Raw genomic sequence first — 23,321 nt, forward strand, 5'->3', positions numbered from 1 at the left:
CATGGTGATGTGGTTTATCAGCAAAAATTAACCAAAGCTGGTTTTTCGGGAAGTACTTTCTCAGGGGGGCTACGTTATCGTTTCTGATCTATATTTGGATCACATGGTTCTTGTATAAAAAGTGGAAAAAATATAATTCTTTGTGTTCTCTTGAGAGGTATTTTTAACAAAACTTGTTACAAAAGATAAAGAGCCTGGCGGTAATTAAGGAAAAGCTGCTTATCAATAGATAGTAATTTACGCCATAAGGCTTGTACTGTTAGCAAAGGTGGAGATTAAAGAGGTAATAAAACAAAAAATATGAAATATTATTATACTACTTATAATGAACAATATGTTGCAAGCTTGTAGCTATAATGTTATTATAAAAGGAGGGAGGAAAGTGTATGAAAAAACTTATTTTTTCTTTTTTAATATTTCCTATTTTCATTTTCTGTTTTAGCTGATGACCTTAATGATAAAATAGTGTATCGAGCAGATACGAGAAGTCCTAAAGAAATAAAAAAAGCTAAGGGATTTTATCCTTGGGGTATAGATGGATCACGGCCATTTGCGCCCCCATCAGATATAAATTTATTAGAACATGTAACAAATACAGATTTACACCCTCATGCATTGGGGTTGCATGGTGGTTATGTATCTACAACGACTTCTCAAGATGTTGCAATTAATTTGCTCTACTCGCATGGCTGGACGTCGCCAAGTTATGTCTATCATATAAGAATAACGCCTAATCTTATTGATGTTAACGCTGCATTGAGACAATATTCTCCATATCCGGACCAATACGAAATAGCTGCGCTAGGTGGTATTCGTTGGGAACAAGTTACTGGATGGGAAAGAGTGATAAATGGAAATGTTGTTGGTGGGTTTATTCAGAATCCGGACTATGTTGATGCATTATATGGAAATTTTTCAAGACCAGATCCTCAACCACAACTAGCAGGTTTTCCTCACTATCATGAAGCATGGCATTTTGAACCGTGGGTTAATTTTGCTGTTTGTGAGTTAAAATCAGAATGTTCACCAACTAAATCAGCACAGGAATTTGGAACAGATTGGTTTTGGAAAAGTTACCATGCTATAGTAGAGAGAGCGATGGTTGTTCTTGAATGATGATGGGAAAAATGAGCTTTGATTGAAAAGAAAAATAACATAATAGCGGACTTATATAAATAAATTGTGAATAAATAAAATATAAACTTGAGTTAATGTTAGTTTCAATTTAAAATAAACGCCATTTTATTTTTAAAATGAATTAAATAAAAGGTCCTGTTGAGTACGAAGGCGTACAATATATTGGTCTTCGAAGAGGCGAGTGTTGTGTTGTGTAATGATTTCATTCTTTTTAATCTCAGACACAACTGTCGCCTTTTCTAAAAGACCACAAGGAATAGCTTTGTGTACGCGTGCTTCTGAAGCACTCATTGTCCAAGCACGGTAGCTATATAAGCCGATCGAGTCTAATTGATCACCAGGATGGAGATCTTTTTTGGCAACAGCGCAAACTTCTGCCACTGGATAATTAAGTGGTGTCATATCCGCTTTACCATACAATACTGCGCGTGCACAAGTAAGCGGAACCTCCATCGAAGTTAAGTGATATGGGCGATAAAAGGTGAAATATGGCCCTTCACCAACTTTTAAATCTTCCATACGTTCACGTAAACGTGGATGTGCTATTTCAGCTATTATAAAAACACCAGGAGATACCCCTTGACCTGTTGAATAGTCTACAACACCATACCTATCCAAAATACCACCATCTTTTTTTGGAATAAGTACTTTGTTTAAATCTTCAAGTGATGCTTGTGGACCATGCATTCCAGGACAATCTGGAAGAAGGCCTGTGGCATTAGCAATGGCTGCCATTTCAACCATCGTTTTAGAACCATCAATAAATTCAACTAACATGCGAACATTCATATTCCGTCGCAAAGCTTCTTCTTCATACAAATCTGGTGTAGCATCAAAAATAAGTGGATTATTTTTTCCTTTACCAGCTGCAACAATTTTATGCCCAAGAGCTGAAACAAATTCGATAAGTTCCATACAAGAAGAAGGTTCGTCACCAGCACCAAGCGTATAAATTAAACCTCGTTTATCCGCTTCATGTTTAAGATAAGCACCAATTGTAACATCTGCTTCAACATTCATCATGACAAGGTGCTTATTATTTTCAAGCGCTTTAAGACCAACTTTAGCACCTGTTTCAGGATGACCTGTCGCATCAACAATAATATCAATTTGTTCATGGCACAAAACAAGATCAAGATCATCTGTAATAGCAATTAGACCTTTTTCAATAGCTTGAGTCAAAGCTGTAGCATTTTCAACTTCACACACATGACCCTCTTCACCATACGCTAAAACAGCAGCATTAAAAACACGTAACGGTGTTCGAGTAGCAACAGCTGCAATTGTTATACCATCCATATGTACAACACTTGACAACAAATCTGTACCCATTTCACCACAACCAATAAGTCCAATACGGATAGGTTGATAATTTTCTGCACGTTGTTTCAAATCATGTGCTAAACCTGTCAATCTTACGTTACTTGCCATTATTTTTTCCATCTGAAAAAGGAAGATTGTTTATTCGCGGAACACACTTGTCTGTAAAATATTCCATCTTTTATAATTGATGCTCTAATCAATGGGTTTTATAAAAGCAAGGGAGAATATATAAGCTTTTTGTCAAATAAAATAGGAATGACATTATGCAGCGAACAATAGCGATACAAGATATAAAAAATTTCATTGGAAAAGAAATTGGCTTATCACAATGGCGCTTAGTTACACAAGATATGATTAACCAATTTGCATCTGCAACAGATGATCATCAATGGATCCACGTAGATGAAGAAAAAGCAAAAAAAACACCTTTCGGTGGTACTATTGCCCACGGTTTTCTAACATTATCGCTACTGTCCACACTGGCTTATGAAGCACTGCCAAAATTAGAAGGTGCGACAATGGGAATTAACTATGGTTTTGATAAAATACGCTTCGTAAGCCCTGTAAAAACAGGTGCACAAATACGCGCCCGTTTTATTTTAGATGACGCAAAAATTCGCCCTTCTGGCAGAGTCGTCCTCCATTATAAAACTACAATAGAAATCAATAAATTAAAAAATCCAGCTCTTGTCGCACATTGGCTTATTATTGCTATGATTGAAGAAAAAGAAATAAACTCTTTAACTTCTTAATGCTTTGTTCTATCAAATTTCTGTGCAACTCGATTACCAAACCATTGAACAAAAATATTGAGAATAATCAAAAAGATAATAACTATTGTCATAATAGAAGTATTATAACGCTGATAACCGTAGCGGATCGCCATATCGCCCAAACCCCCACCACCAAGGTATCCAGCAAGTGAAGTGGCACTAATAAGAGAAATCACCATAACCGTAAAACCAGTAATTAAACTAGGAAGCGCTTCTGGAATAAGCACATATCTAACAATTTGAAAACGACTAGCCCCCATAGAACGAACAGCTTCAACCAAACTATATTCAACTGTTTTGAAAGATAATTCTGCTATACGAGCATAAAAAGGAATAGCTGAAATAGTAAGAACAAAAATCACAGAAAAAATTCCCACACCACTTCCTACAACAATACGCGTAACAGGAAGAAGATAAAAAGCAAGAATTATAAAGGGAATAGCACGCACACTATCAATAATAATACTTAAAGGACGATTGATAAGACGTGATGAAAAAAGACTTTCATGCGCAGTTGTATAAAGCAGCAAGCCAAGCGGAAGACCTACAATAAGTGCCATAAAAGAAGCGCTAATTGTCATAAATAATGTATCAAAAACAGCACCAGGAAGCTCATGAAAAAAAACATTAAACATAACCTAAAACCTCACAATATCGCCCTTTTTCTGTCAACCATCTGACTGCTTTTTCCAAAGCCACTTTGTTTTGACTTGGAAGAGCCAAAAAAAGGCGACCTATACTCTCACCCTGAACCGTATCAATACCACCATGCAAAATACGTGCTCTTAATCCTACTTCATCTTCAAGGAGACTTAAAAAAGGTTGCTGAGCAATTTCACCAGCAATATTAATTTCAATGACAGCTTCCTGACCCACTGATTTAAGTTTTTGCGCTAATTCTTTAGGAAGTTGTGGTGTTACAAGTTTCAACATAGCAATCGTTGTATCTTCTTGCGGTGATGTAAAAATATCTTTTACACATCCTTCCTCTACAATACGCCCTTGATTCAACACAACAACACGATGCGCAATAGCACGAACAACTTCCATTTCATGCGTAATAAGCACAATAGTTAAATTGAGACGATTATTAATATCAGCAAGAAGCTCCAAAATAGATTGTGTCGTTTCAGGATCAAGCGCAGAAGTTGCTTCATCTGATAATAATATTTTGGGATTAGCGGCTAGAGAGCGTGCAATTCCAACACGCTGTTTTTGTCCCCCTGAAAGTTCTGCAGGATAATGATACTCTTTTCCAGACAATCCTACCAATTCAATAAGCTCAAAAGCACGTTGATAACGTTGTTTTTTACTTATACCTGCTAATTTGAGAGGTAACGCGATATTGTCAATAACTTTTTGTGAAGATAAAAGGTTAAAATGTTGAAAAATCATCCCAATACGTTGACGATAGGGTGCCCATTCTGTTTCTGATAGATTTGAAACGTTAACACCTTCAAAAAAAATACCCCCTTCATCAATTTGTTCTAAGCCATTTAAGCAGCGCATAAGTGTAGATTTTCCTGCGCCACTACGCCCGATAATGCCAAGAATTTCACCTGCATGAATATCAAGAGATAAGTTATCAATTGCCGGAGTAGACAACGCGCTAGAAAAATAGCGGCTAACGTTTTTTAAAGAAATAAGAGCAGAGGTTTCCATTCGTAATTACCAAGATGTTTGAACAGCTGTACCAAAAACCTCTTTAAGTTTCGCACGTACAGGTTCACTATTATAAGCAGCTACTAATTTTTTAACCCATGGCTCATCTTTATCAATAGTGCGCACAACAATGACATTATTATAAGGGTTATTTTCTACCTTTTCCCACGCAATAACATCTTCTTGTAAATCTAACCCAGTAATTACAGCCCAATTTGTATTTACAATCGCAATATCAAAATCATTGATTGCTCGCCCTAAGATACCAGCATCCAATTCACGAATCTTCAAATTTCTAGGGTTTTCAACAATATCAAGTGGAGATGAAAGAACATTCTGAGGATCTTTTAACTTAATGAAACCTAAAGAATCAAGAAGAAGCAAAGCTCTCCCACCATTTGATGGATCATTAGGGATACCAACACTTGCTCTATCACGTAGATCTTTTATATCTTTAATTTTGTGTGAATAAACACCAATTGGGGAAATAAATGTATAACCAGCAACCGAAAGTTTATAACCACGCTGCATAATTTGATTATTCAAATAAGGTGCATGTTGAAAAGCATTCGCATCAATATCTCCTGCATTAACAGCATCATTAGGCAAAGCGTAGTCAGAAAAATAAACAAGTTCAATATCTAGACCAGCTTTTTTAGCTTGCTCAACAGCAACTTTCCAAACAGTTGCTTCCTCTCCTTCCATAACACCAAGTTTAATTTTTGACTTATCTGCTGTCATAGCAAAAGGAACATGGGAAAAAAATGCGGAAAGAAAAAGAGATATTCCTATTACAATATACCAAGACAATTTATTCAATGTCATATGTGTTTATCTTTCTTCTACTTTTCAAGATTTTCTAAGGGAAAGTCCAATATACTCAATATTTTTGGAAAGGAAATTGAAGAGTATAAAAGCTTAATAGAATATTCAATCATTTTTATTGAAAAGATAATGTTATTTTTTGCTATGAATAGCTGTTATTCAAATAAATAGATTTTTTAAGTATTTCAATTTCAAATTGAATCAAAAAACTCTACTAATTGTTTTTTAAAATCCACTCTACAGCATACAACAATTTTTTTGCCTTATATTACTGTTTTTGCTTAAGCTGCTGCTTTAGGTTTGATCAAACCATTAGAGACAAGTAATTCAGCAATTTGAATTGCATTTAATGCTGCTCCTTTTCTCAAGTTATCAGCAACAACCCAAAAAGTTAAACCATTTTCAACAGTAATATCTTCACGAACGCGACTAATAAAAACATCATTTTCACCAGTACACTCGTAAGGAGTGATATAACCACCGTCTTCACATTTATCAATAAGTTGGCAACTTGGTGCATCGCGTAAAATGGTGCGTGCTTCATCAGCACTCAACGCTTTTTCAAACTCAACATTAACGGCTTCAGCATGGCTAATAAAGACAGGAACCCGAACAGCAGTAGCTGTTAATTTAATCCTAGGATCAAGAATCTTTTTTGTTTCAGCCATTACTTTCCATTCCTCTTTAGTATAACCATCTTCCATAAAGACATCGATGTGGGGAATGATATTAAAAGCAATGCGTTTGGTGAATTTTTTTGATGAAATTGGATCGGCAACAAAAACTGCTCTTGATTGCTCAAACAACTCATCCATCCCCGCTTTACCAGCTCCAGAAACTGATTGATAAGTAGAGACAACAACGCGCTTAATAATTGCTGCATCGTGAAGAGGTTTTAAAGCCACAACAAGTTGAATTGTTGAACAATTAGGATTAGCAATAATATTATGTTTAGAAAAACCGCTTATAGCCTTTGCATTAACTTCAGGTACAATTAAAGGCACATCAGGATTATAACGCCAAGTAGACGAATTATCGATTACCACACAACCGGCTGCACCAATTTTGGGAGCATATTCTTTAGAAACGCTTCCTCCAGCAGACATAAGGCATAAATCTGTATCAGAAAAATCATATGTATCAAGTGCTTTTACTTTTAAAGTTTTATCACCATAAGAAACACTTTGCCCTAATGAACGCCGTGAAGCTAAAGGAACTATTTCACTGGCAGGAAAACCTCTCTCTTCCAAAATTGCCAACATTTCACGACCAACATTTCCGGTTGCACCAACAACTGCGACTTTGAAATTCATTTTTCTACACTCCTATCCTTTCCCGTTGTACAAAACTAACATATTATCAACCTCTTTCTTTGTACTGTAACCAGGAAAAGATAAGTTAGTTAGAGGCATAAAATAATCTTCACGTTGTTCCCAAGCTCAACTCAGCACTCCATAGTGATTTAATTAATCAACTATGCATCATATGTTTATCGTGGTCATAACACTATAACGGCTTCATATTTGTAATGTACCGTTTCTTTTAAATTTTTGAAAATAAGAAAAATCTTGAACATTATATATCAAGCTATACAAATACCTTCCTGATACAGCTTTAGTTTATTGAGTTCATTATTTTTTGTCAATTGTTGTACCTTAAAACTTTTGAATTCTAAATAGTGCCTCTACAATATATTGATCTTATATTGACCCTATTTTGCACCCATCAAATCTTCTTCATTAAAATGCGAAGTTATACATAAATCATTTTCAATGATTTTTAAAACCTGCTTGAAATTGCCAAATTATTTACGCTGTTCATCAGAATAAACAATCAAAATCTTTATTTTACTTACCACACAAAATCAGTTTATTTTCCAACCACAAACAGCAGATCTAATTTTCACATTTCCAATATAATATGGAAAATATAATCTCATTTTAACTAAAGCATTTCTTTTATAAAAAAGGATATATAAAGATTGGTTAGGGAAGAATTTATACAGGTATTAATTTGATCTATAAATTACTTCTTAAATAAAAAAGTTATTTATTTTTCATTTGATTGTAAAGAACGAGCTTCTGAAGCAAGCATAATAGGAACACCATCACGAATAGGATAAGCCAATTGCGCTTTAAGTGAAATCAACTCTTGTGTTTTTCGATTTAAAGAAAGCGTTCCTCCTGTAATTGGACAAACAAGCAATTCAAGCATTTTGGGATCAGTAATCATTTTTTTCATATTTTGAGATCCATTAATTTAAACGATTATATGTTCCTTTTTCTTTCATCAGTGAACGTTCAGTTAAAGCAAGAAGAGTTTGAGCACGGCTTGCAATGTCTGGCGCTTCTAACAAGGCTTGTTTTTCTGCAGGTGCAAAAGGTATAAGAATTGAGAGAGTATCCACCAATACGGATGTAGGCGTTTGTATAATACTATTCCAATGATGTTCCATTTCATGGATAGTTAGATAATGCTCAACAGTGCTTAATAAATTTTCTCGGTTAATGTTTTCTGAAACATCAGATTCTTGCAGATCTTTCGTATTTGATCGAATAATAGCAACCCTATAAGATTTTGTATTCATCAATTCTTGTTCCAAAGTGAAACGGCAAATTCCCTGAAGCACAATGAAGAGTCGTCCATTACCAGTTTCATTATAATTTGTAATACGACCGATACATCCTATTTTATAAAGTTGTTTAGATAAGCTATCTATATCTGATGAAAGTGGTTGAATCATTCCTAATAGACGATTGGATGCCATAACGTCTTCAACCATTTCAAGAGCACTTGGTTCAAAAATATTAAGTGATAGAAAACCACCCGGTAACAATAATGCACCTTCTAAGGGAAAAAGAGCAATCTGCTTTGGCAAATCATTTTCACAATTATAATAGATATTGCCAGCTTTCATGGATATTTGTGACCTTTATCTGGTGTAGTTTAGTGCCAAAGTAACCACAGTTTATAATATCATTTGGTTATAAGAAAGACTATATTTATAAATTAACTTATCTCTATGAAATACTTTATATCTATGAACGATGATAAAAAACTGCAACTTTGTATTTTTTCATTTACAAGAGAAAATATAAAAGAAAGTGGAAGTAATCGTATGAGATGCTTTTAAATAAAGCTTTGCAACTCACTCAAAAAATACTCACCATTAGATATTATCAAACCTCATCGTTTTGATTGGATTATTGCTAAACAATATAATGCTTCTTTAAAATTTTAAATTGTCTTTTTTGTTTATAATCCTTGTACTTTCTTGTGTTATATTTTAACGCAGTAAATTCTTAAAAAAGAATCTACATAATTTCAAAATCTTTTAAATAGCCTATGTATATCAAAAAACTTAAAATTTAGGGAATACTAATCAATTTGCTAATGACAGTGTGGAGAAGATAGAATATAAATGACAATATGTCAGAAAGAGCGTTGTCATCACTTTACTTTCTTATCTTATGCGTAAGATAAGCAAAACGCAAATTTTCACGCCTGTCGCTAAAGGGGAAATAGTCTATAATTTTTTAAAACCATAAGAGCCGTAAAAACTAATTTAAAAAGTGGCTAGACTTATGCCAACAGTTTAAGCGTTTTTAGTAAATCCCTTAAGGCTTATGACAAACAAGAATAAAAGTTACCATATTATGTAGTGATGGTGCGACTTTGGAGAAATTATGAATACACTATCGCAAAAACCTGAAACATCTTCTTTTAAAAATCTTCCCTTACATGAACTACACGAAAAAGCAGGAGCAAAATTTGGTCCTTTTGCTGGTTGGATGATGCCTTTAACTTATCCTCTAGGGGTTTTAAAAGAACATCTTCACACCCGTGCTCATGCTGGTCTTTTTGATATTTCTCATATGAAATTGATCGTTGTTGAAGGGCCGCAATCAGCCGAATTTTTATCCTACGCCCTTCCTGTAGATGCTGCACTTTTGAAAGAGCGCCAATCACGGTATAACTATTTACTTAATGAACAGGCTGGTATTCTTGATGACCTCATTCTTACTCGTTTAGAAAATCACCGTTTTATACTGGTCGTTAATGCAGGTAATGCACAAGCTGATCTTGCTGAACTAAAAAAACGCGCCACTAACTTTGATTGTCATGTAAGTGCACTTGAGAGAGTGCTTCTTGCTCTTCAAGGGCCACAAGCAGCGTCTGTTATAGCTGATGCGGGTTTGCCTGGTAATAAACTGTTATTTATGCAAGGATTTGAACCACGCAAAGATTGGTTTGTAACACGTTCTGGTTATACAGGGGAAGACGGTTTTGAAATTGCGTTGCCAGAAGATCAAGCACAGGAATTAGCAGAAAAATTGCTCAGTGATTGTCGTGTTGAATGGATTGGTCTTGCAGCACGTGATAGTCTTCGGTTAGAAGCGGGGTTGTGTTTACATGGCAACGATATTACACCTGACATCACCCCTATTGAAGCTGCACTGACATGGGCTGTTTCCAAAAATGTTCGTGAAAAAGCTGCGTTTTATGGAGCGAAAGCTTTTCTTGAAGCATATGAAAAGGGGCCATCACGCTGTCGCGTTGGTCTAAAGCCGCAAACGCGTCAACCTGTGCGCGCGGGTGCCGTTCTTCTAGATGATAAGGGTAACCAGATTGGAGTAGTAACATCGGGGAGTTTTGGTCCTTCTTTTAACGGCCCAGTAGCAATGGGTTATGTCCCTGTTGATTGGAAGGCTGAAGGAACAGAAGTATTTACTGAATTGCGTGGTAAAAAAATTGCGCTATCTGTTCATTTACTCCCTTTTATTAAGCAACGTTATTTTAAAGGGTAATATTCTATGTCTAAGATTTATTTTACACAAGACCATGAATGGATCAGCATTGAAGGAAAAGTAGCCACTGTTGGGATCACTTATCATGCTCAAGAACAGTTAGGTGATTTAGTTTTTGTTGATTTGCCACAAAGTGGCACACAGCTGTCTAAGGGAGATTCTGCTGCTGTTGTGGAATCGGTTAAAGCAGCTTCAGATGTTTATGCACCTATCGATGGCGAAGTTGTCGAAATTAATGAGGCATTGATAGATGATCCTGCGTTGGTAAATCAGAAAGCCGAAAAAGAAGGTTGGTTATGGAAAATGACGCTACAAGATGAAACACAACTTGATGGGTTGCTGGACGAGAATGCTTATAAAGCGTTGATTGGATGAGTGCTATGCAAGAACGTCGTTTTTTTTCTCGGCATATTGGGATTCGACCTGGTGAAACACAAGAAATGCTAAATGTTTTAGCACTTGATTCAGTTGACACATTGATCTCTCAAGCTATACCCCAGTCTATTCATTTAGAGCGTCCACTTAATTTGCCACAAGCGGCAAGTGAAAAACAGGCCTTAGAAGAATTGTCCAAAATGATGGAGCGCAATCGTTTGCGTAAAAATTTCATTGGCCAGGGTTATTATGGAACATGTGTGCCATCTGTTATTTTACGCAATCTTTTTGAAAATCCAGCTTGGTATACTGCTTATACACCTTATCAAGCAGAGATTAGCCAAGGGCGTTTAGAGTTATTATTTTATTTTCAAACATTAATTAGTGAATTGACAGGCTTGCCTGTTGCTGCTGCTTCACTTTTAGATGAAGCAACAGCCTTAGCTGAAGCTAATGCGGTGGCATTTCGCTTTGCTCGTGAAAAGAAGACAAAAATTTTGATTCAAAGTCTATTGCATCCTCAAACTTTGAGTGTCATTCAAACGCGCGCTGAAACACAAGGTATTCACATAAACACGCATGGAGAAATTTGCGCAGATACAGCGGCTATTGTTTTGTCATGGCCGGATACAAAAGGTTGCTTTAATGATTACAGTGAAGTCATTAAAGAAGCAAAAGCAAAAGGAGCGCTGGTAATTGTTGTTGCTGATCCTTTGGCACTCACTATTATGGAGTCGCCAGCAAAATGGGGTGCAGATATTGTTGTTGGCTCTATGCAACGTTATGGTGTTCCAATGGGTTTTGGTGGCCCTCATGCGGGCTATCTTGCTGTGAGTTCTGCTTTAACACGTTTAATTCCAGGGCGTATTGTTGGTCAATCAGTCGATACGAAAGGACGTGTCAGTTTTCGTTTGGCATTGCAAACTCGTGAACAACATATTCGACGTGATAAAGCTACATCAAATATATGTACAGCACAGGCTTTGTTGGCTAATATGGCTGTGGCTTATGCTGTTTGGCACGGGCCGCAAGGTTTACAGGCAATTGCTAAGAGAATTCATCACTTAACATGCCGTTTTGCTAGTGGTTTAGAAGCAGCAGGTATACGTTGTGAAAATCGACACTTTTTTGATTGTGTCAGTATTTTTGTTAAAGGAAAAGCTCAAGAAGTTGCAATTCAAGCAAAAGCGAAAGGGTATCTTATTCGTGTTATTGACAATGATAGGGTTACAATCAATTTTGATGAGTTATCAACAGAAGAAGATGCCTGTGCTTTAGCACAGCTCTTTGGGGCACAACTAGCAGACAAGTCTGATTCAAAGCTTTTGGGTAAAGAGCGTGATGCTGCTTTTCTTTCACAACCATTTTTTAGTGCGATTCATTCAGAAACAGATATGATGCGCTTTTTGCGCCGCTTATCAGATAAAGACTTAGCGCTAGATCGAGCAATGATTCCACTTGGTTCTTGTACAATGAAGCTTAATGCAGCGGCTGAGTTAATACCTGTGAGCTGGCCTGCAGTTGCTAATATACATCCTTTTGCTCCTCAAGGAGATGAAGAGGGTTATCGAGAAATGATCAGTCAGCTAAATGCGTGGCTGTGTGAAATTACAGGGTTTGCTCAAGTTTCTTTTCAGCCAAATTCTGGTGCTCAGGGTGAATATGCCGGGCTTTTGGCTATTCGTCGATATCATCAATCTCGTGGCGATCATCAACGTAATATTTGTCTTGTTCCTGCATCTGCACATGGTACCAATCCAGCTTCAGCCCATATGGCTGGTATGAAAGTTGTTGTGGTTCAATGTTTAAATGATGGCGATGTCGATATTGATGATCTTAAAGCCAAAGCACAATTGCATAAGGACTGTTTGGCAGCTTTAATGATCACTTATCCTTCAACACATGGTGTTTATGAGGAAAGCATTAAAGACATTTGCACTATTATCCATGAAAATGGTGGGCAAGTTTATTTTGATGGGGCCAATTTAAATGCGCTTGTAGGTCTTGCACGTCCGGCAGATATGGGAGCAGATGTTTGCCATATGAATCTTCATAAAACATTTGCAATTCCTCATGGTGGTGGTGGTCCTGGTGTTGGGCCGATTGGTGTAAAAGAGCATTTAAAGCCATTTTTACCTGGTCATGAACAGCACAAGACAACACACGCAGTTTCTGCAGCTCCTTATGGAAGTGCTTCTATTCTTGTTATTACATGGATGTATATTCGGATGATGGGAGCAGATGGCTTGAAGTATGCAACACAAACAGCAATATTAAACGCCAATTATATTGCTGCACGTCTTTCAAAGGCTTATTCTATTCTTTATCGGGGCAAGCATGGGTATGTTGCTCATGAATGTATTGTTGATACACGTTTATTGAAAGAGCAATATGGGGTTAGTGTTGATGACATTGCAAAACGTTTGATAGACTATGGATTTCATGCACCGACTATGTCATTTCCAGTTCCCGGGACTTTGATGATTGAACCAACAGAATCAGAGCCAAAAGCAGAAATTGATCGTTTTTGTGATGCTTTATTATCTATCGCTGAAGAGGCTAAGAAAGTCGGTGAAGGTGTTTGGCCAAAAGAAGATAATCCGCTAGTGAATGCACCGCACACATTGGCAGATACTTTAGATGATCAGTGGAAAAGGGCTTATTCGCGGCAAGAGGCTGCTTTTCCTAACCACCATGTTGATCCAGCTAGTAAATATTGGCCACCTGTTTCACGCATTGATAATGTTGCCGGCGATAGAGCATTAATCTGTTCTTGCCCGCCGCCATTAACGGATTAAATATCATAAAAATCCACTCATTTTGTGTGGATTTTTAGAATTATATTAATAACGAGTGCTATCAAATTTTATAGTGTTAAAAATCAGTTTTCAGCTTATGTCATTACTGATGAATTGGCTATTTTTCCTTTTAAGATACAAATATTTGTAAATTCTCATAGATTAAGTTGAGAATTTACTGCCAATTTTGTTGAATAAAAGAAGAGAAGAAGAATTCAAACATAAGTTAAATTCCCTCTGTTCATTCAATACATATTTGACGCTGAAAATCTGATTATCTTTCTTATGAATTAATTCAATTTGATTCTTGTAGAAATAGAGAATGAGTATATCCTTGTCATTTCTAAAGGGGTTTATGTTGAAGTTACAACCAGCGAGGCTGCTTTTCTAAAACGCTAATTTGGAAATTGATTTTATTGGTAGTTTTTTGATGGCTTAAATATAAATACGTTTACAGCGAGCACCAAGAGAAGAAAGAATTTCGTGAGGAACGGTATTTGCATCTATAGAAACATCTTCAATTGTTTGATGTTCTCCGATAAGCTCTACCCAGTCACCTCTTTTAGGTTTGTCATGTTCGAGGTCGGTTGCATCAACAATTATAGAATCCATAGAAATCCGTCCAACAATGGGGAGTTTGTATCCTTTAAAATAAACAGAACCTTTGTTAGAAAGATTGCGCATCCATCCATCCGCATAGCCAATAGAAATAGTTGTAAGAACACTTGGCCGGCGGGTAATAAAACTCCCTCCATAGCCGATTGGTACACCTTCTTCGACAAAGCGGCTTTGAATAACCTGAGCTTCAAGTTTTAAAACAGGTTTGATGGGTACTGTGTGTTTTTTATGGAGATTGATTCCATAAAGTGCAATGCCTGGACGCACAAGATCAAAATAAAAATCTGGACCAAGGAAAATTCCTCCAGAATTAGCAAGTGAAACTTTACACGCAGGTAATTGTGCAAGCATTGTTTTTATGGTGGTTAATTGTGTATCATTAGATGAATGTGTGAAATCATCTCCATTGGAAAGATGGCTTATAATATATTTTATATCTGCTACTTCAAACAGGGTAGGGAACTTGATAAGTTGTTGTAATTCTTTTTGATCAAGACCTAACCGATTCATATTGGTATCAATTTGAACGATTGCTGGGAATTTTTTACCCTTTTCTTGACAAAGTATTTGCCAACTTTCAATTTCATGCCAAGAATTAAGAACAGGAACAATACCAGCTTGAGCTACAAATTCTTCTGCAGCAGGTGGAAGACCATTAAGAAGAGCAAGAGTAATATCAGACGGTAAGATGTTTTTTAATTGAAGCGCTTCTTTAATTTGAGCAACAAAAAATGTACGACAACCAGCTTGATAAAGTGCAGGAGCAACTTTTTCAACACCTATTCCATAAGCGTTGGCTTTTACGACGGCTGAACATTCTGTAGGAGCAACATGTTGAGCTAAAGCTGTGTAATTGGCAACAATGGCACCAATGTCAATAGTTACGACAGCTGTATAGGGAAGCGATGTTTTTGTTTCATAATCAACGGATTTATTCATTGTAAAATCTTATCTGTATAATAAATCTGTGTCAGTAATAAATACGAGTTTTTTGAGTTGTTGCTTGTATAAACTTGTACAGAGAATTCAGCTATTGTTTTTATTTTTAAAGTCATAGCGGATTATATATAATAAGAACAATCTTTAGAAATAAAATGTTTAGCTTTGATATGATCAATGGAAATATTATTCCCGACCTGTATTGTGAAATTCACGTAATTCATACCATAATTAACAAACAAGCTATTTTTTGCTTAAATACATATTTTAGAAATAAAGAATATTTCCTGTAATTGTAATAGTATTTATTGAATCTATAAAAAACAAAAAGCATTCTCAAGCATTGTGAGATATGTGTATTACTTATGGTAAATATTTAAATTGCTTTTAAAAGAAGAAATAAAATTTTTATTTTAAGGTTTAAGGCAGTCAGTTTTCCAAAATTAAATTTTGACAGCAAGTCATGCTTTTTATTGGTTGTTTGTTAACGCTAGCAATATGGTATGATTGCATTGATTCATTATAAAATGATTATTTGATAAAAGATTATTTGGTATGACAGACATCTTTTCAGATGTTTTTATTTGATTGGTTTAAGTCCTAAAAATATTATTTTAACACTATATGTCTAAGAGGGATATTGGCAGATGGTTGTGCAGCCATTATACCATTTACAAAATTCAATATTCAATAAGGATATAAGGATAAGGAACGATTTTATGAGTGGTACCACCAATGTTCAATCAAACATCAGTAGTGTTGCATCAAACTTTCCGATTCCTGATAATGTATTTGCGCTCACTGTTCAGGAAGTTTGCCATTATACAGATCATTTGTTTAAATTTCGTCTGAACCGGCCAAAAACTTTTCGTTTTCGTTCAGGCGAATTTGTTATGATTGGCTTACCGAATGCAGAAAAGCCAATTTATCGTGCGTATTCAATTGCCAGTCCATTTTGGGATGAACAGCTAGAATTTTTTTCTATCAAAGTCCCAGGAGGGCCATTGACCGAACATCTCCAAAAAATCAAAATTGGTGATACGGTTTTAATGCGTAAAAAATCTACAGGAACATTGGTTCTTGATGCTCTTATTCCTGGAAAGCGTCTTTATCTCCTTTCAACAGGTACAGGTGTTGCTCCTTTTGCAAGTCTTATTCGTGATCCTGAAACTTATGAGAAGTTCTCTCAAGTTGTGCTTGTTCAAACAACACGTGAAAAAGATGAGTTGACGTATGCAAAAGATCTTGTTGCATCTTTGTATCAAGATCCCCTTATTGGTGAGTACGCACAGCAGTTAAAATTTTATCCTATGACTACTCGCGAACCTTCAGAGTATATGGGGCGTATTACTAATGTAATGAAGAGCGGTGCTTTTTTTGAAATGGCTGATTTGCCAAAAATTAATTCTGATGAAGACCGTGTAATGATTTGTGGTTCAATGGCAATGCTGAAGGATTGTGCAGCGATGTGTGAATCTTTCGGGCTTATTGAGGGGGCAAATAATGCACCGGCCACGTATGTTGTAGAACGTGCTTTTGTGGGATAGAAAAGAATCTACGTCGCGCTGCTATTTATGAACATGGCATTTTGCAAATCATAGGAGTAAAAATATCAGAGTTTATTTTTAGATAAAGAAGTAAAAGGCACTCTATTTTGAGTGCAAGGTAATTTTTCTCTATACAATAATATGATAAGTGTAGTTTAATTTAAGCTCAATATATAAAGAGTTAATATGAATAAGTCTTGAAATTGAATGAAACGCGGGTTATTGCAAGAATATGGAAAAGAATTTTAAAGTTGCTGCTCTTTATTGTTTTGCAGATTTGGAACATTATCATCAATTACAAAAACCCTTGCGGGATTTATGCCAGGCAAATGACATTAAAGGTACTTTGCTTTTAGCAAAAGAGGGTATTAATGGAACAGTTGCTGGTTCTTGTGCTGCAATTGAGGCACTAGTCCACTTTATTACTGCACAGCCTGCTTTGCAGAAGCCAGAACTTAAATATTCATGGGCATCAAAGATGCCTTTTCATCGTATGAAAGTGCGATTAAAGAAAGAAATTGTTACAATGGGAGTAGAGGGTGTTAATCCGTTGGAAATTGTTGGCACTTACGTAGAGCCTGAAGATTGGAATGCCCTGATACAAGATGAAGAAACGATTTTAATTGATACACGCAATGATTATGAATATGCATTGGGTAGTTTTCAAGGAGCAATTGATCCTCGTATTAAAACCTTTCGTGAATTTCCTGAATGGATAGCTAAGCATGAAGGTGATTTGAAAAAGAAAAAGAAAATCGCCATGTTTTGCACAGGCGGTATACGGTGTGAAAAGTCAACAGCTTATGTGCGTGGGCTTGGTTATGATCAAGTTTATCACTTAAAAGGTGGTATTTTACGCTATTTAGAAACAATGCCAAAAGAAAAAAGCCTATGGTGGGGTGAATGCTTTGTTTTCGATGAACGTGTTTCTGTAAGTCACGGTCTTGAAGAATGTGGGCGCGAATTATGCCGAGCTTGCCGCTATCCTCTTAATGCTGAAAGCAAGTTATCACCTCATTATGAAGAGGGTGTATCGTGTGATGCTTGTTATAATACACGCAGTGACGCTGATAGACAGCGTTTTCGAGAACGTCATAAACAGTTCCAGTTATTAAAATCACGTGCAATACATTCTTATCAAGAACGATGATGATTGCTATTTTAATATTCAAAACTTTTATTTTTTCTTCTATTTTAAAAGAAGGGCACTTTGAATAAAGGTTATATTGGTTAGCCTATTATTGCATTGCAGAAGATAGGAATATAAACTAGTTTACGTTTTTGAATAAAGTGTATTTTTGGCTATCATTTTTTGTCTAAAAATAAAAAAAATGATTGAAATAAATAAAAATTAGTCTTATACGCAACATTGCCCAAAGTCGCACGTGCCTGTGGGTGTCCGCTGGTTCTCAAATGGTGAGATTAACCGGTACGGTACCTGGAACTAACCGCTCCAGTCATTCTTACGGCCAATCGAAAGAATGAGGACATCTTGAAGCAACGACGGTGCGGGCCTTTCTGGTGTCTTCCAGCTATTTTAAATGCTGGGATAAACTATAGAGGCACACCTCATTGCCTTCAGTGCGGAAGTTTTTGTGCAACTCCAATCAAAAAGGCAGACAAAATAGAACAATGCGGTTTTCGCGCTGTTCCTTCGTTGCATACAATGCTGATTTATCCTGATTATCTGAATAATAAGGATAAAAATAGTGGTTTGTGTGTATTTTGTCCTTTGGTTTTAAAAAGGGAGGCTCTTGCCTTTCTTAAGGAGAATTGCAAATGACAACGCAGCGTATTCGCGATTTCCTTTCAACACATCGTCCAAAAGGTCCATGTTTGATTGTTGACCTTGATGTTGTTCGTGAGAATTATTTAAATTTTGAAAAAGCTCTTCCTCAATCGCGTATTTTCTACGCGATTAAAGCAAATCCAGCACCTGAAATTTTGAGTTTGCTTACTTCTTTAGGATCATCTTTTGACGCTGCTTCTGTAGCAGAAATTAAAATGGCTTTAGAGGCAGGAGCAACAGCTGAGCGTATTTCTTTTGGGAATACTATTAAAAAAGAACGTGATATTGCTTATGCTCATACTCTTGGCATTTCGCTCTATGCGGTTGATTGCGTTGAAGAAGTGGAAAAAATTGCTCGTGCTGCACCAGGAGCTCGCGTTTTTTGCCGAATTCTTACCAATGGTGAAGGGGCAGAGTGGCCATTATCACGCAAATTTGGTTGTGTTCCTGATATGGCGGTTGATGTGCTACGCCGCGCACACCAATTAGGTTTGCAAGCATATGGTGTGTCTTTTCATGTGGGATCTCAGCAGACACATTTAAACGCTTGGGATCACGCTTTATCGGATGTAGCTTTAGTTTTTGAACGTTTGGAGAAAGAAGGTATTCAGTTAAAATTGGTTAATATGGGGGGAGGTTTTCCAGCACGTTATTTGAAAGAGGTTCCTACAACCCAAGTTTATGGTATAGCGATTTTTGATTCATTAAAAAAATATTTTGGTAATCGTATTCCTGAGACGATTATTGAACCGGGGCGTGCGATAGTGGGCAACGCTGGTGTTATTCGTACAGAGGTTGTGTTGATATCCAAAAAAGCAGATAATGATAATATTCGCTGGGTTTATCTTGATATAGGAAAATTTAATGGCCTTGCCGAAACTATGGGTGAAGCTATTCGCTATCCTATTGAAACAATTCATGATGATAAGGCAATGGAGCCTTGTATTTTAGCGGGTCCAACGTGCGATTCAGCAGATGTCATGTATGAAAAAACACCCTATCTTCTTCCTTTATCTCTAACCATTGGCGATGAATTATTAATTCACGGGACTGGTGCTTACACAACAACTTATGCATCTGTTGCATTTAATGGTTTTGAGCCTTTACGATCCTATGTAATCTAAGCTTTTTTATAAATGCATGATATTACTTTATAAAGCACGTAGTTGAAATGGTAAAAGAATAAGACTGTGCTACTTAATAATCAAAATACAAAGTTTTTCTCACACTTTACGATGTAAATTAGTGGTTTGGAGAAATATTAGTAGATATAGCTGTCTTTTTGAGGAAGATGGTACAAAAGGTTAAAATACTAAAAAGAATAGTCATTATAAAAAAGATATCACTAAAAGCCATGGTTTGTGCTTGTATGAGAACCATATTAAAAAGTTGGAGCAAAGAAAGACCATGGGGATCAAAAGTAGCAGAGCTAAACTGCATGGTGAGATTTGAAAGCATTTCTGTTGCTTGAATATTTCCATGCTGAATAGTTTCAGCTGTTCGTCCATAATGAAGGTCAGTACGTTGCGTCATAAGAGTGCTGATAATAGCAAGCCCCACTGCACCACCAAGATTTCGTGTTAGATTGAAAAGACCAGAGGCATTTTTCATTCGCTCTGGTGGTAATGAACCAAAGGCAATATTATTAATAGGAACCATACACAACATAACTGAAATACCACGAAAAATTTGCGGACAAAAGAGCTCCCAGAAATCCCAATCATCTGTGATGGAAGTAGCCAACCATGTTCCCCATGCAAAGCTTGCAAGCCCTATAGCTATCATAAGACGTGCGTCCATTCGTGCAGAAAGGAATCCTGCAAGAGGAGCGGTCAAAAACATAGCTAGACCTGAAATAAAAACTGCATTTCCAATCATCAGGGCATCATAGTGACGGATTTGACTTAAATAAACAGGATAAAGATAGGTAAGGCCATAAAGACCTATCCCAAGCGTAAAAGAAAACATCGACGCGATCGAGAAATTGCGATCAGAAAAAGCAGTAAGATCAACAATTGGTTCTTTTACAGTAAAGGCACGCCAGAAAAATATGCCAGCAGATAAGAGCATAATAATAAAAAAAGTAAAGATCAAATTATCATTAAACCAATCATGACGTGCACCTTCTTCTAGAACATATTCTAAAGACCCTAAAAAGATTGCCATAGAGATAAGGCCCCACCAGTCAAATTTAGCTAATAAGGACAAATCAGCTTTATCAAAGTCAATTAATTTCCAAGCTATAATTGAGATGATGATTCCAAAAGGCACATTAATAAGAAAAAGCCAATGCCACGATAAAGTATGACTAAGATAACCGCCTACTGTAGGGCCAATAGTGGGTGCTAGTGTTGCTACTAGTCCTACAATAGGCGAAATAATTGGAAGTTTAGAGGCAGGAAAAATTGTATAAGAAGCAACAAAAACACTGGGAATGATACCCCCACCAATAAAGCCTTGGAGTACTCTATAAAATATCATTTGTTCAATAGATGTTGCTGTGGCACAAAGAATAGATGAAATAGTAAATCCAACAGTTGATAGACTGAATAAAATACGTGTTGAAAGTAAACGCCCTAAAAAACCGGAAAGAGGTAACATAATAACTTCTGCTATAAGATAGGAAGTTTGAATCCATGAAATTTCATCAGGACTGGCTGACAAACCCGCTTGAATTTCAGCCAAAGATGAAGAGACAATTTGAATATCCAAAATAGCCATGAACATACCAAAAGTCATAGCGATGAAGGCTATGATTTTACGCATTTCTATACGCTCTTGAGAAGAAATAGGCGTAGATGTTGGTTCTTTCATGATGAGATCATTGATTTTGTTATAAAGAATTTTTACCTTGAGGCCTTGTCCGTGTATCGATTTTTACTAAAACACTCATTCCTGCTCGGATACGCCCACTTTTTAATGCATCGTCGGGGATGGAAATGCGCACTGGAATACGTTGGGTAATTTTAGTAAAATTACCTGTGGCATTTTGTGGTGGTAATAGAGAAAAAACAGCTCCCGTTGCAGGTGAAATAGAAAGAACTTTGCCTTTCAAAACCTCATTTTTAAAAGCATCAACAGAAATATAAGCAGTTTGCCCATTGTAAATGTTTTTCAGCTGTGTTTCTTTATAATTTGCTTCAATATATAATGTATGGATAGGTACTAAAGCAGCAAGGCGTTGACCATTGACAACAAAATCACCTGTTTTTGCTGTTAAATTTCCAATAACTCCATTAAATGGAGCACGCAAAATAGTTGAATCAAGGTCGCGTTTTGCTTTATCACGCATGAGTTCAAGACTTTTTGTCTCACTTTCAATTTCATTTCGTTGAGCTTCTAGCACTCGAATATTAGCTTGAGCTGCAGCTATTTGTGCATCTGTACGAGCAACATTGGCAATGGCTTGTTCATAGGCTGATTTTGCATTGTCAAAATTAGATTGAGAAACATAATGATCAGCTTTAAGTTCTGTAGCACGCTGTAAAGTTAGTTGTGCATTAGTTGCTATGGCAGAGGCAGCTGTTTTTTGCGCTTGAGCGTCATCTAAAACACTGCGGGCAGCTATAATTTGTGCATCAATGCGTGCAAGGGTTTTTTGTTGTGTATCAAGACGAGCTTTTGTTTGCTCCAAGCTGATTTGATAATCACCACTTTCTAATCGAAATAAAACATCATCTTTTTTTACAGCTTGATTGGCTTTAACAGCAATTTCTTCAATGTATCCATTTAATTTAGGGGCAATAGCCGCTATGTCCCCCTGTACATAAGCATCATCAGTTGTAAGTACATGACGCCAGTGTGTTAACCATTTATAGCTAACCCAAAGCATAAAAAACATAAGAACAATAAAAAGAGCACTGATTATTTGCTTTTTTTTCATTTCTTTAAGGCGCATATTTATTGGAAATATTACCTCAGATATGGACATGGATTTTGTACTTTCATGTGCTAAAAATGAAAATAGGCTCTTCATTAATATGAGAAAATGCCCTATACACAAGAGAACGGCAAGAGCTTTGCAAACAAGCAATATACTAAGTAATGAATAACATTAAATATATGAACTTGCAAGTATAAGAGCCTTACTTTATTGTGCATTTTTTACAAGCACCTTGTACTTCGAGTGTGCTTCTATGGGCTTGGAAACCAGTGTCTTGTGTCATTTTTTGAACACCTTGCATAATTGCTTGTTCCTGCACCTCATTTACTTTGCCACATTTAACACAAATTGTAAAAATTGTTAATTCATGTTGGCAATTTTCAGGATATGAACAGGCCATAAAAGCATTAACACTTTCAAGACGATGAATACTCTTTAACTGAATGAGTCGCTCTAATGCACGATAAACCTGTAAAGGAGCACGAAACCCTTCTTCGCGTAAGCGATCAAGAATCTCATAAGCAGTTAAAGGCCCTTTTTCATTTTTTAAAATGTTTAAAACGAGCATCTGGTTATGTGTAAGTTTAGGCAACATTTACACCTTTCTTTTCATCATTTTATGAAGTATAAAGTGTACAAGATATTTATACAATGATGATTATGATACACACTTCCATATAAAATTGATTTTTATCTTTCAATTTTAGTGATATTATTATTGAATGAAGAGATAAGTTTTTATAAAAATAGTGTTGACTCTTTCAGGGTATGGGGTCTATATACATTGGAGACGAGGTCGTTAAGCCACGTGAGGTGGTTTTTTGCGCACTTGTTTTAGCATTTT

18 protein-coding genes and 1 pseudogene are annotated in these 23,321 nt (G+C 36.3%); 8 read left to right on the plus strand and 11 right to left on the minus strand.

Translation table 11 applies throughout. The annotated features are described in order from the left end of the window. Positions 1-432 precede the first annotated feature (432 nt). Positions 433-1,116: pseudogene (locus tag GGR10_RS06085) on the plus strand (enterotoxin A family protein); the annotation flags it as partial. Between the two features lie 132 nt (positions 1,117-1,248). Here GGR10_RS06085 and GGR10_RS06090 read toward each other — a convergent pair. Beyond that, on the minus strand, positions 1,249-2,568 hold the full coding sequence (locus GGR10_RS06090) for an NAD(P)H-dependent oxidoreductase (RefSeq protein WP_182480352.1): 1,320 nt from the start codon (positions 2,566-2,568) through the stop codon (positions 1,249-1,251). Positions 2,569-2,723: 155 nt separating this feature from the next. Here GGR10_RS06090 and GGR10_RS06095 point away from each other — a divergent pair, with 155 nt between their 5' ends. Continuing rightward, positions 2,724-3,212: a MaoC family dehydratase gene (locus tag GGR10_RS06095; RefSeq protein ID WP_182480353.1), complete on the plus strand. Its 489-nt coding sequence runs from the start codon at positions 2,724-2,726 to the stop codon at positions 3,210-3,212. Here the strand turns inward: GGR10_RS06095 and GGR10_RS06100 are convergent. The 6 genes from GGR10_RS06100 to GGR10_RS06125 form a co-directional block, all read right to left on the minus strand. Continuing rightward, positions 3,209-3,868: a methionine ABC transporter permease gene (locus GGR10_RS06100; RefSeq protein WP_182480354.1), complete on the minus strand. Its 660-nt coding sequence runs from the start codon at positions 3,866-3,868 to the stop codon at positions 3,209-3,211. The two genes, GGR10_RS06095 and GGR10_RS06100, sit on opposite strands and share 4 nt — an antisense overlap. Beyond that, positions 3,861-4,895 carry a methionine ABC transporter ATP-binding protein gene (locus tag GGR10_RS06105; protein ID WP_182480355.1) on the minus strand — a complete coding sequence of 345 codons (1,035 nt, stop codon included), beginning with the start codon at positions 4,893-4,895 and terminating at the stop codon, positions 3,861-3,863. The genes GGR10_RS06100 and GGR10_RS06105 overlap by 8 nt, the downstream gene beginning before the upstream one ends. A gap of 6 nt (positions 4,896-4,901) precedes the next feature. Continuing rightward, positions 4,902-5,720 (minus strand): MetQ/NlpA family ABC transporter substrate-binding protein, encoded by an 819-nt coding sequence (locus GGR10_RS06110; protein WP_182480356.1) that lies wholly within the window; start codon positions 5,718-5,720, stop codon positions 4,902-4,904. A gap of 281 nt (positions 5,721-6,001) precedes the next feature. Beyond that, positions 6,002-7,033, minus strand: a complete 1,032-nt coding sequence (locus tag GGR10_RS06115; protein WP_182480357.1) for an aspartate-semialdehyde dehydrogenase — start codon at positions 7,031-7,033, stop codon at positions 6,002-6,004. Positions 7,034-7,769: 736 nt separating this feature from the next. Next, the gene (locus GGR10_RS06120) at positions 7,770-7,961 is read right to left on the minus strand and encodes a Trm112 family protein (protein WP_182480358.1); all 192 of its coding nucleotides are present in this window, start codon (positions 7,959-7,961) and stop codon (positions 7,770-7,772) included. Positions 7,962-7,974: 13 nt separating this feature from the next. Continuing rightward, complete coding sequence (locus GGR10_RS06125) at positions 7,975-8,637, minus strand: LON peptidase substrate-binding domain-containing protein (RefSeq protein WP_182480359.1); 663 nt, start codon at positions 8,635-8,637, stop codon at positions 7,975-7,977. Positions 8,638-9,406: 769 nt separating this feature from the next. Here GGR10_RS06125 and gcvT point away from each other — a divergent pair. Genes gcvT through gcvP form a run of 3 tightly spaced genes read left to right on the plus strand, consistent with a single transcriptional unit; the run spans position 9,407 to position 13,701 of the window. Continuing rightward, entirely contained in the window at positions 9,407-10,528 is a 1,122-nt protein-coding gene (gcvT, locus tag GGR10_RS06130; protein ID WP_182480360.1) for a glycine cleavage system aminomethyltransferase GcvT, read from the plus strand. Between the two features lie 6 nt (positions 10,529-10,534). Then, positions 10,535-10,903 (plus strand): glycine cleavage system protein GcvH, encoded by a 369-nt coding sequence (gene gcvH, locus GGR10_RS06135; protein WP_182480361.1) that lies wholly within the window; start codon positions 10,535-10,537, stop codon positions 10,901-10,903. Between the two features lie 5 nt (positions 10,904-10,908). Continuing rightward, positions 10,909-13,701 carry an aminomethyl-transferring glycine dehydrogenase gene (gene gcvP, locus GGR10_RS06140; protein ID WP_182480370.1) on the plus strand — a complete coding sequence of 931 codons (2,793 nt, stop codon included), beginning with the start codon at positions 10,909-10,911 and terminating at the stop codon, positions 13,699-13,701. A gap of 435 nt (positions 13,702-14,136) precedes the next feature. On the opposite strand, the gene alr is transcribed toward gcvP, so the two are convergent. Beyond that, entirely contained in the window at positions 14,137-15,258 is a 1,122-nt protein-coding gene (gene alr, locus GGR10_RS06145) for an alanine racemase (protein ID WP_182480362.1), read from the minus strand. Between the two features lie 719 nt (positions 15,259-15,977). Between alr and GGR10_RS06150 the strand changes: the two genes are divergently transcribed. From GGR10_RS06150 to GGR10_RS06160, 3 genes are all read left to right on the plus strand, one after another. Then, positions 15,978-16,805, plus strand: coding sequence for a ferredoxin--NADP reductase (locus GGR10_RS06150; RefSeq protein WP_182480363.1), 828 nt, complete (start codon positions 15,978-15,980; stop codon positions 16,803-16,805). 232 nt (positions 16,806-17,037) lie between these two features. After that, the gene (gene trhO / locus GGR10_RS06155; RefSeq protein ID WP_182480364.1) at positions 17,038-17,955 is read left to right on the plus strand and encodes an oxygen-dependent tRNA uridine(34) hydroxylase TrhO; all 918 of its coding nucleotides are present in this window, start codon (positions 17,038-17,040) and stop codon (positions 17,953-17,955) included. A gap of 629 nt (positions 17,956-18,584) precedes the next feature. Continuing rightward, on the plus strand, positions 18,585-19,718 hold the full coding sequence (locus GGR10_RS06160) for a type III PLP-dependent enzyme (protein WP_182480365.1): 1,134 nt from the start codon (positions 18,585-18,587) through the stop codon (positions 19,716-19,718). Between the two features lie 118 nt (positions 19,719-19,836). Here the strand turns inward: GGR10_RS06160 and GGR10_RS06165 are convergent, their stop codons facing one another. From GGR10_RS06165 to GGR10_RS06175, 3 genes are all read right to left on the minus strand, one after another. Further along, the gene (locus GGR10_RS06165) at positions 19,837-21,408 is read right to left on the minus strand and encodes a DHA2 family efflux MFS transporter permease subunit (protein ID WP_182480366.1); all 1,572 of its coding nucleotides are present in this window, start codon (positions 21,406-21,408) and stop codon (positions 19,837-19,839) included. Positions 21,409-21,427: 19 nt separating this feature from the next. Further along, the gene (locus tag GGR10_RS06170) at positions 21,428-22,525 is read right to left on the minus strand and encodes an HlyD family secretion protein (RefSeq protein WP_182480367.1); all 1,098 of its coding nucleotides are present in this window, start codon (positions 22,523-22,525) and stop codon (positions 21,428-21,430) included. Between the two features lie 154 nt (positions 22,526-22,679). Further along, positions 22,680-23,072, minus strand: coding sequence for a Fur family transcriptional regulator (locus GGR10_RS06175; protein WP_182480368.1), 393 nt, complete (start codon positions 23,070-23,072; stop codon positions 22,680-22,682). Positions 23,073-23,321: the final 249 nt, after the last annotated feature.

Origin of the sequence: Bartonella chomelii (assembly GCF_014138465.1) — a bacterium.
Classification (GTDB): Bacteria; Pseudomonadota; Alphaproteobacteria; order Rhizobiales; family Rhizobiaceae; genus Bartonella; species Bartonella schoenbuchensis.

Bases quoted from the DNA above. Each gene is read 5' to 3' on its own strand.
- GGR10_RS06090 (WP_182480352.1), bottom strand. From the start codon at position 2,568: ATGGCAAGTAACGTAAGATTGACAGGTTTAGCACATGATTTGAAACAA.
- GGR10_RS06095 (WP_182480353.1), top strand. From the start codon at position 2,724: ATGCAGCGAACAATAGCGATACAAGATATAAAAAATTTCATTGGAAAA.
- GGR10_RS06100 (WP_182480354.1), bottom strand. From the start codon at position 3,868: ATGTTTAATGTTTTTTTTCATGAGCTTCCTGGTGCTGTTTTTGATACA.
- GGR10_RS06105 (WP_182480355.1), bottom strand. From the start codon at position 4,895: ATGGAAACCTCTGCTCTTATTTCTTTAAAAAACGTTAGCCGCTATTTT.
- GGR10_RS06110 (WP_182480356.1), bottom strand. From the start codon at position 5,720: ATGACATTGAATAAATTGTCTTGGTATATTGTAATAGGAATATCTCTT.
- GGR10_RS06115 (WP_182480357.1), bottom strand. From the start codon at position 7,033: ATGAATTTCAAAGTCGCAGTTGTTGGTGCAACCGGAAATGTTGGTCGT.
- GGR10_RS06120 (WP_182480358.1), bottom strand. From the start codon at position 7,961: ATGAAAAAAATGATTACTGATCCCAAAATGCTTGAATTGCTTGTTTGT.
- GGR10_RS06125 (WP_182480359.1), bottom strand. From the start codon at position 8,637: ATGAAAGCTGGCAATATCTATTATAATTGTGAAAATGATTTGCCAAAG.
- gcvT (WP_182480360.1), top strand. From the start codon at position 9,407: ATGAATACACTATCGCAAAAACCTGAAACATCTTCTTTTAAAAATCTT.
- gcvH (WP_182480361.1), top strand. From the start codon at position 10,535: ATGTCTAAGATTTATTTTACACAAGACCATGAATGGATCAGCATTGAA.
- gcvP (WP_182480370.1), top strand. From the start codon at position 10,909: ATGCAAGAACGTCGTTTTTTTTCTCGGCATATTGGGATTCGACCTGGT.
- alr (WP_182480362.1), bottom strand. From the start codon at position 15,258: ATGAATAAATCCGTTGATTATGAAACAAAAACATCGCTTCCCTATACA.
- GGR10_RS06150 (WP_182480363.1), top strand. From the start codon at position 15,978: ATGAGTGGTACCACCAATGTTCAATCAAACATCAGTAGTGTTGCATCA.
- trhO (WP_182480364.1), top strand. From the start codon at position 17,038: ATGGAAAAGAATTTTAAAGTTGCTGCTCTTTATTGTTTTGCAGATTTG.
- GGR10_RS06160 (WP_182480365.1), top strand. From the start codon at position 18,585: ATGACAACGCAGCGTATTCGCGATTTCCTTTCAACACATCGTCCAAAA.
- GGR10_RS06165 (WP_182480366.1), bottom strand. From the start codon at position 21,408: ATGAAAGAACCAACATCTACGCCTATTTCTTCTCAAGAGCGTATAGAA.
- GGR10_RS06170 (WP_182480367.1), bottom strand. From the start codon at position 22,525: ATGTCCATATCTGAGGTAATATTTCCAATAAATATGCGCCTTAAAGAA.
- GGR10_RS06175 (WP_182480368.1), bottom strand. From the start codon at position 23,072: ATGTTGCCTAAACTTACACATAACCAGATGCTCGTTTTAAACATTTTA.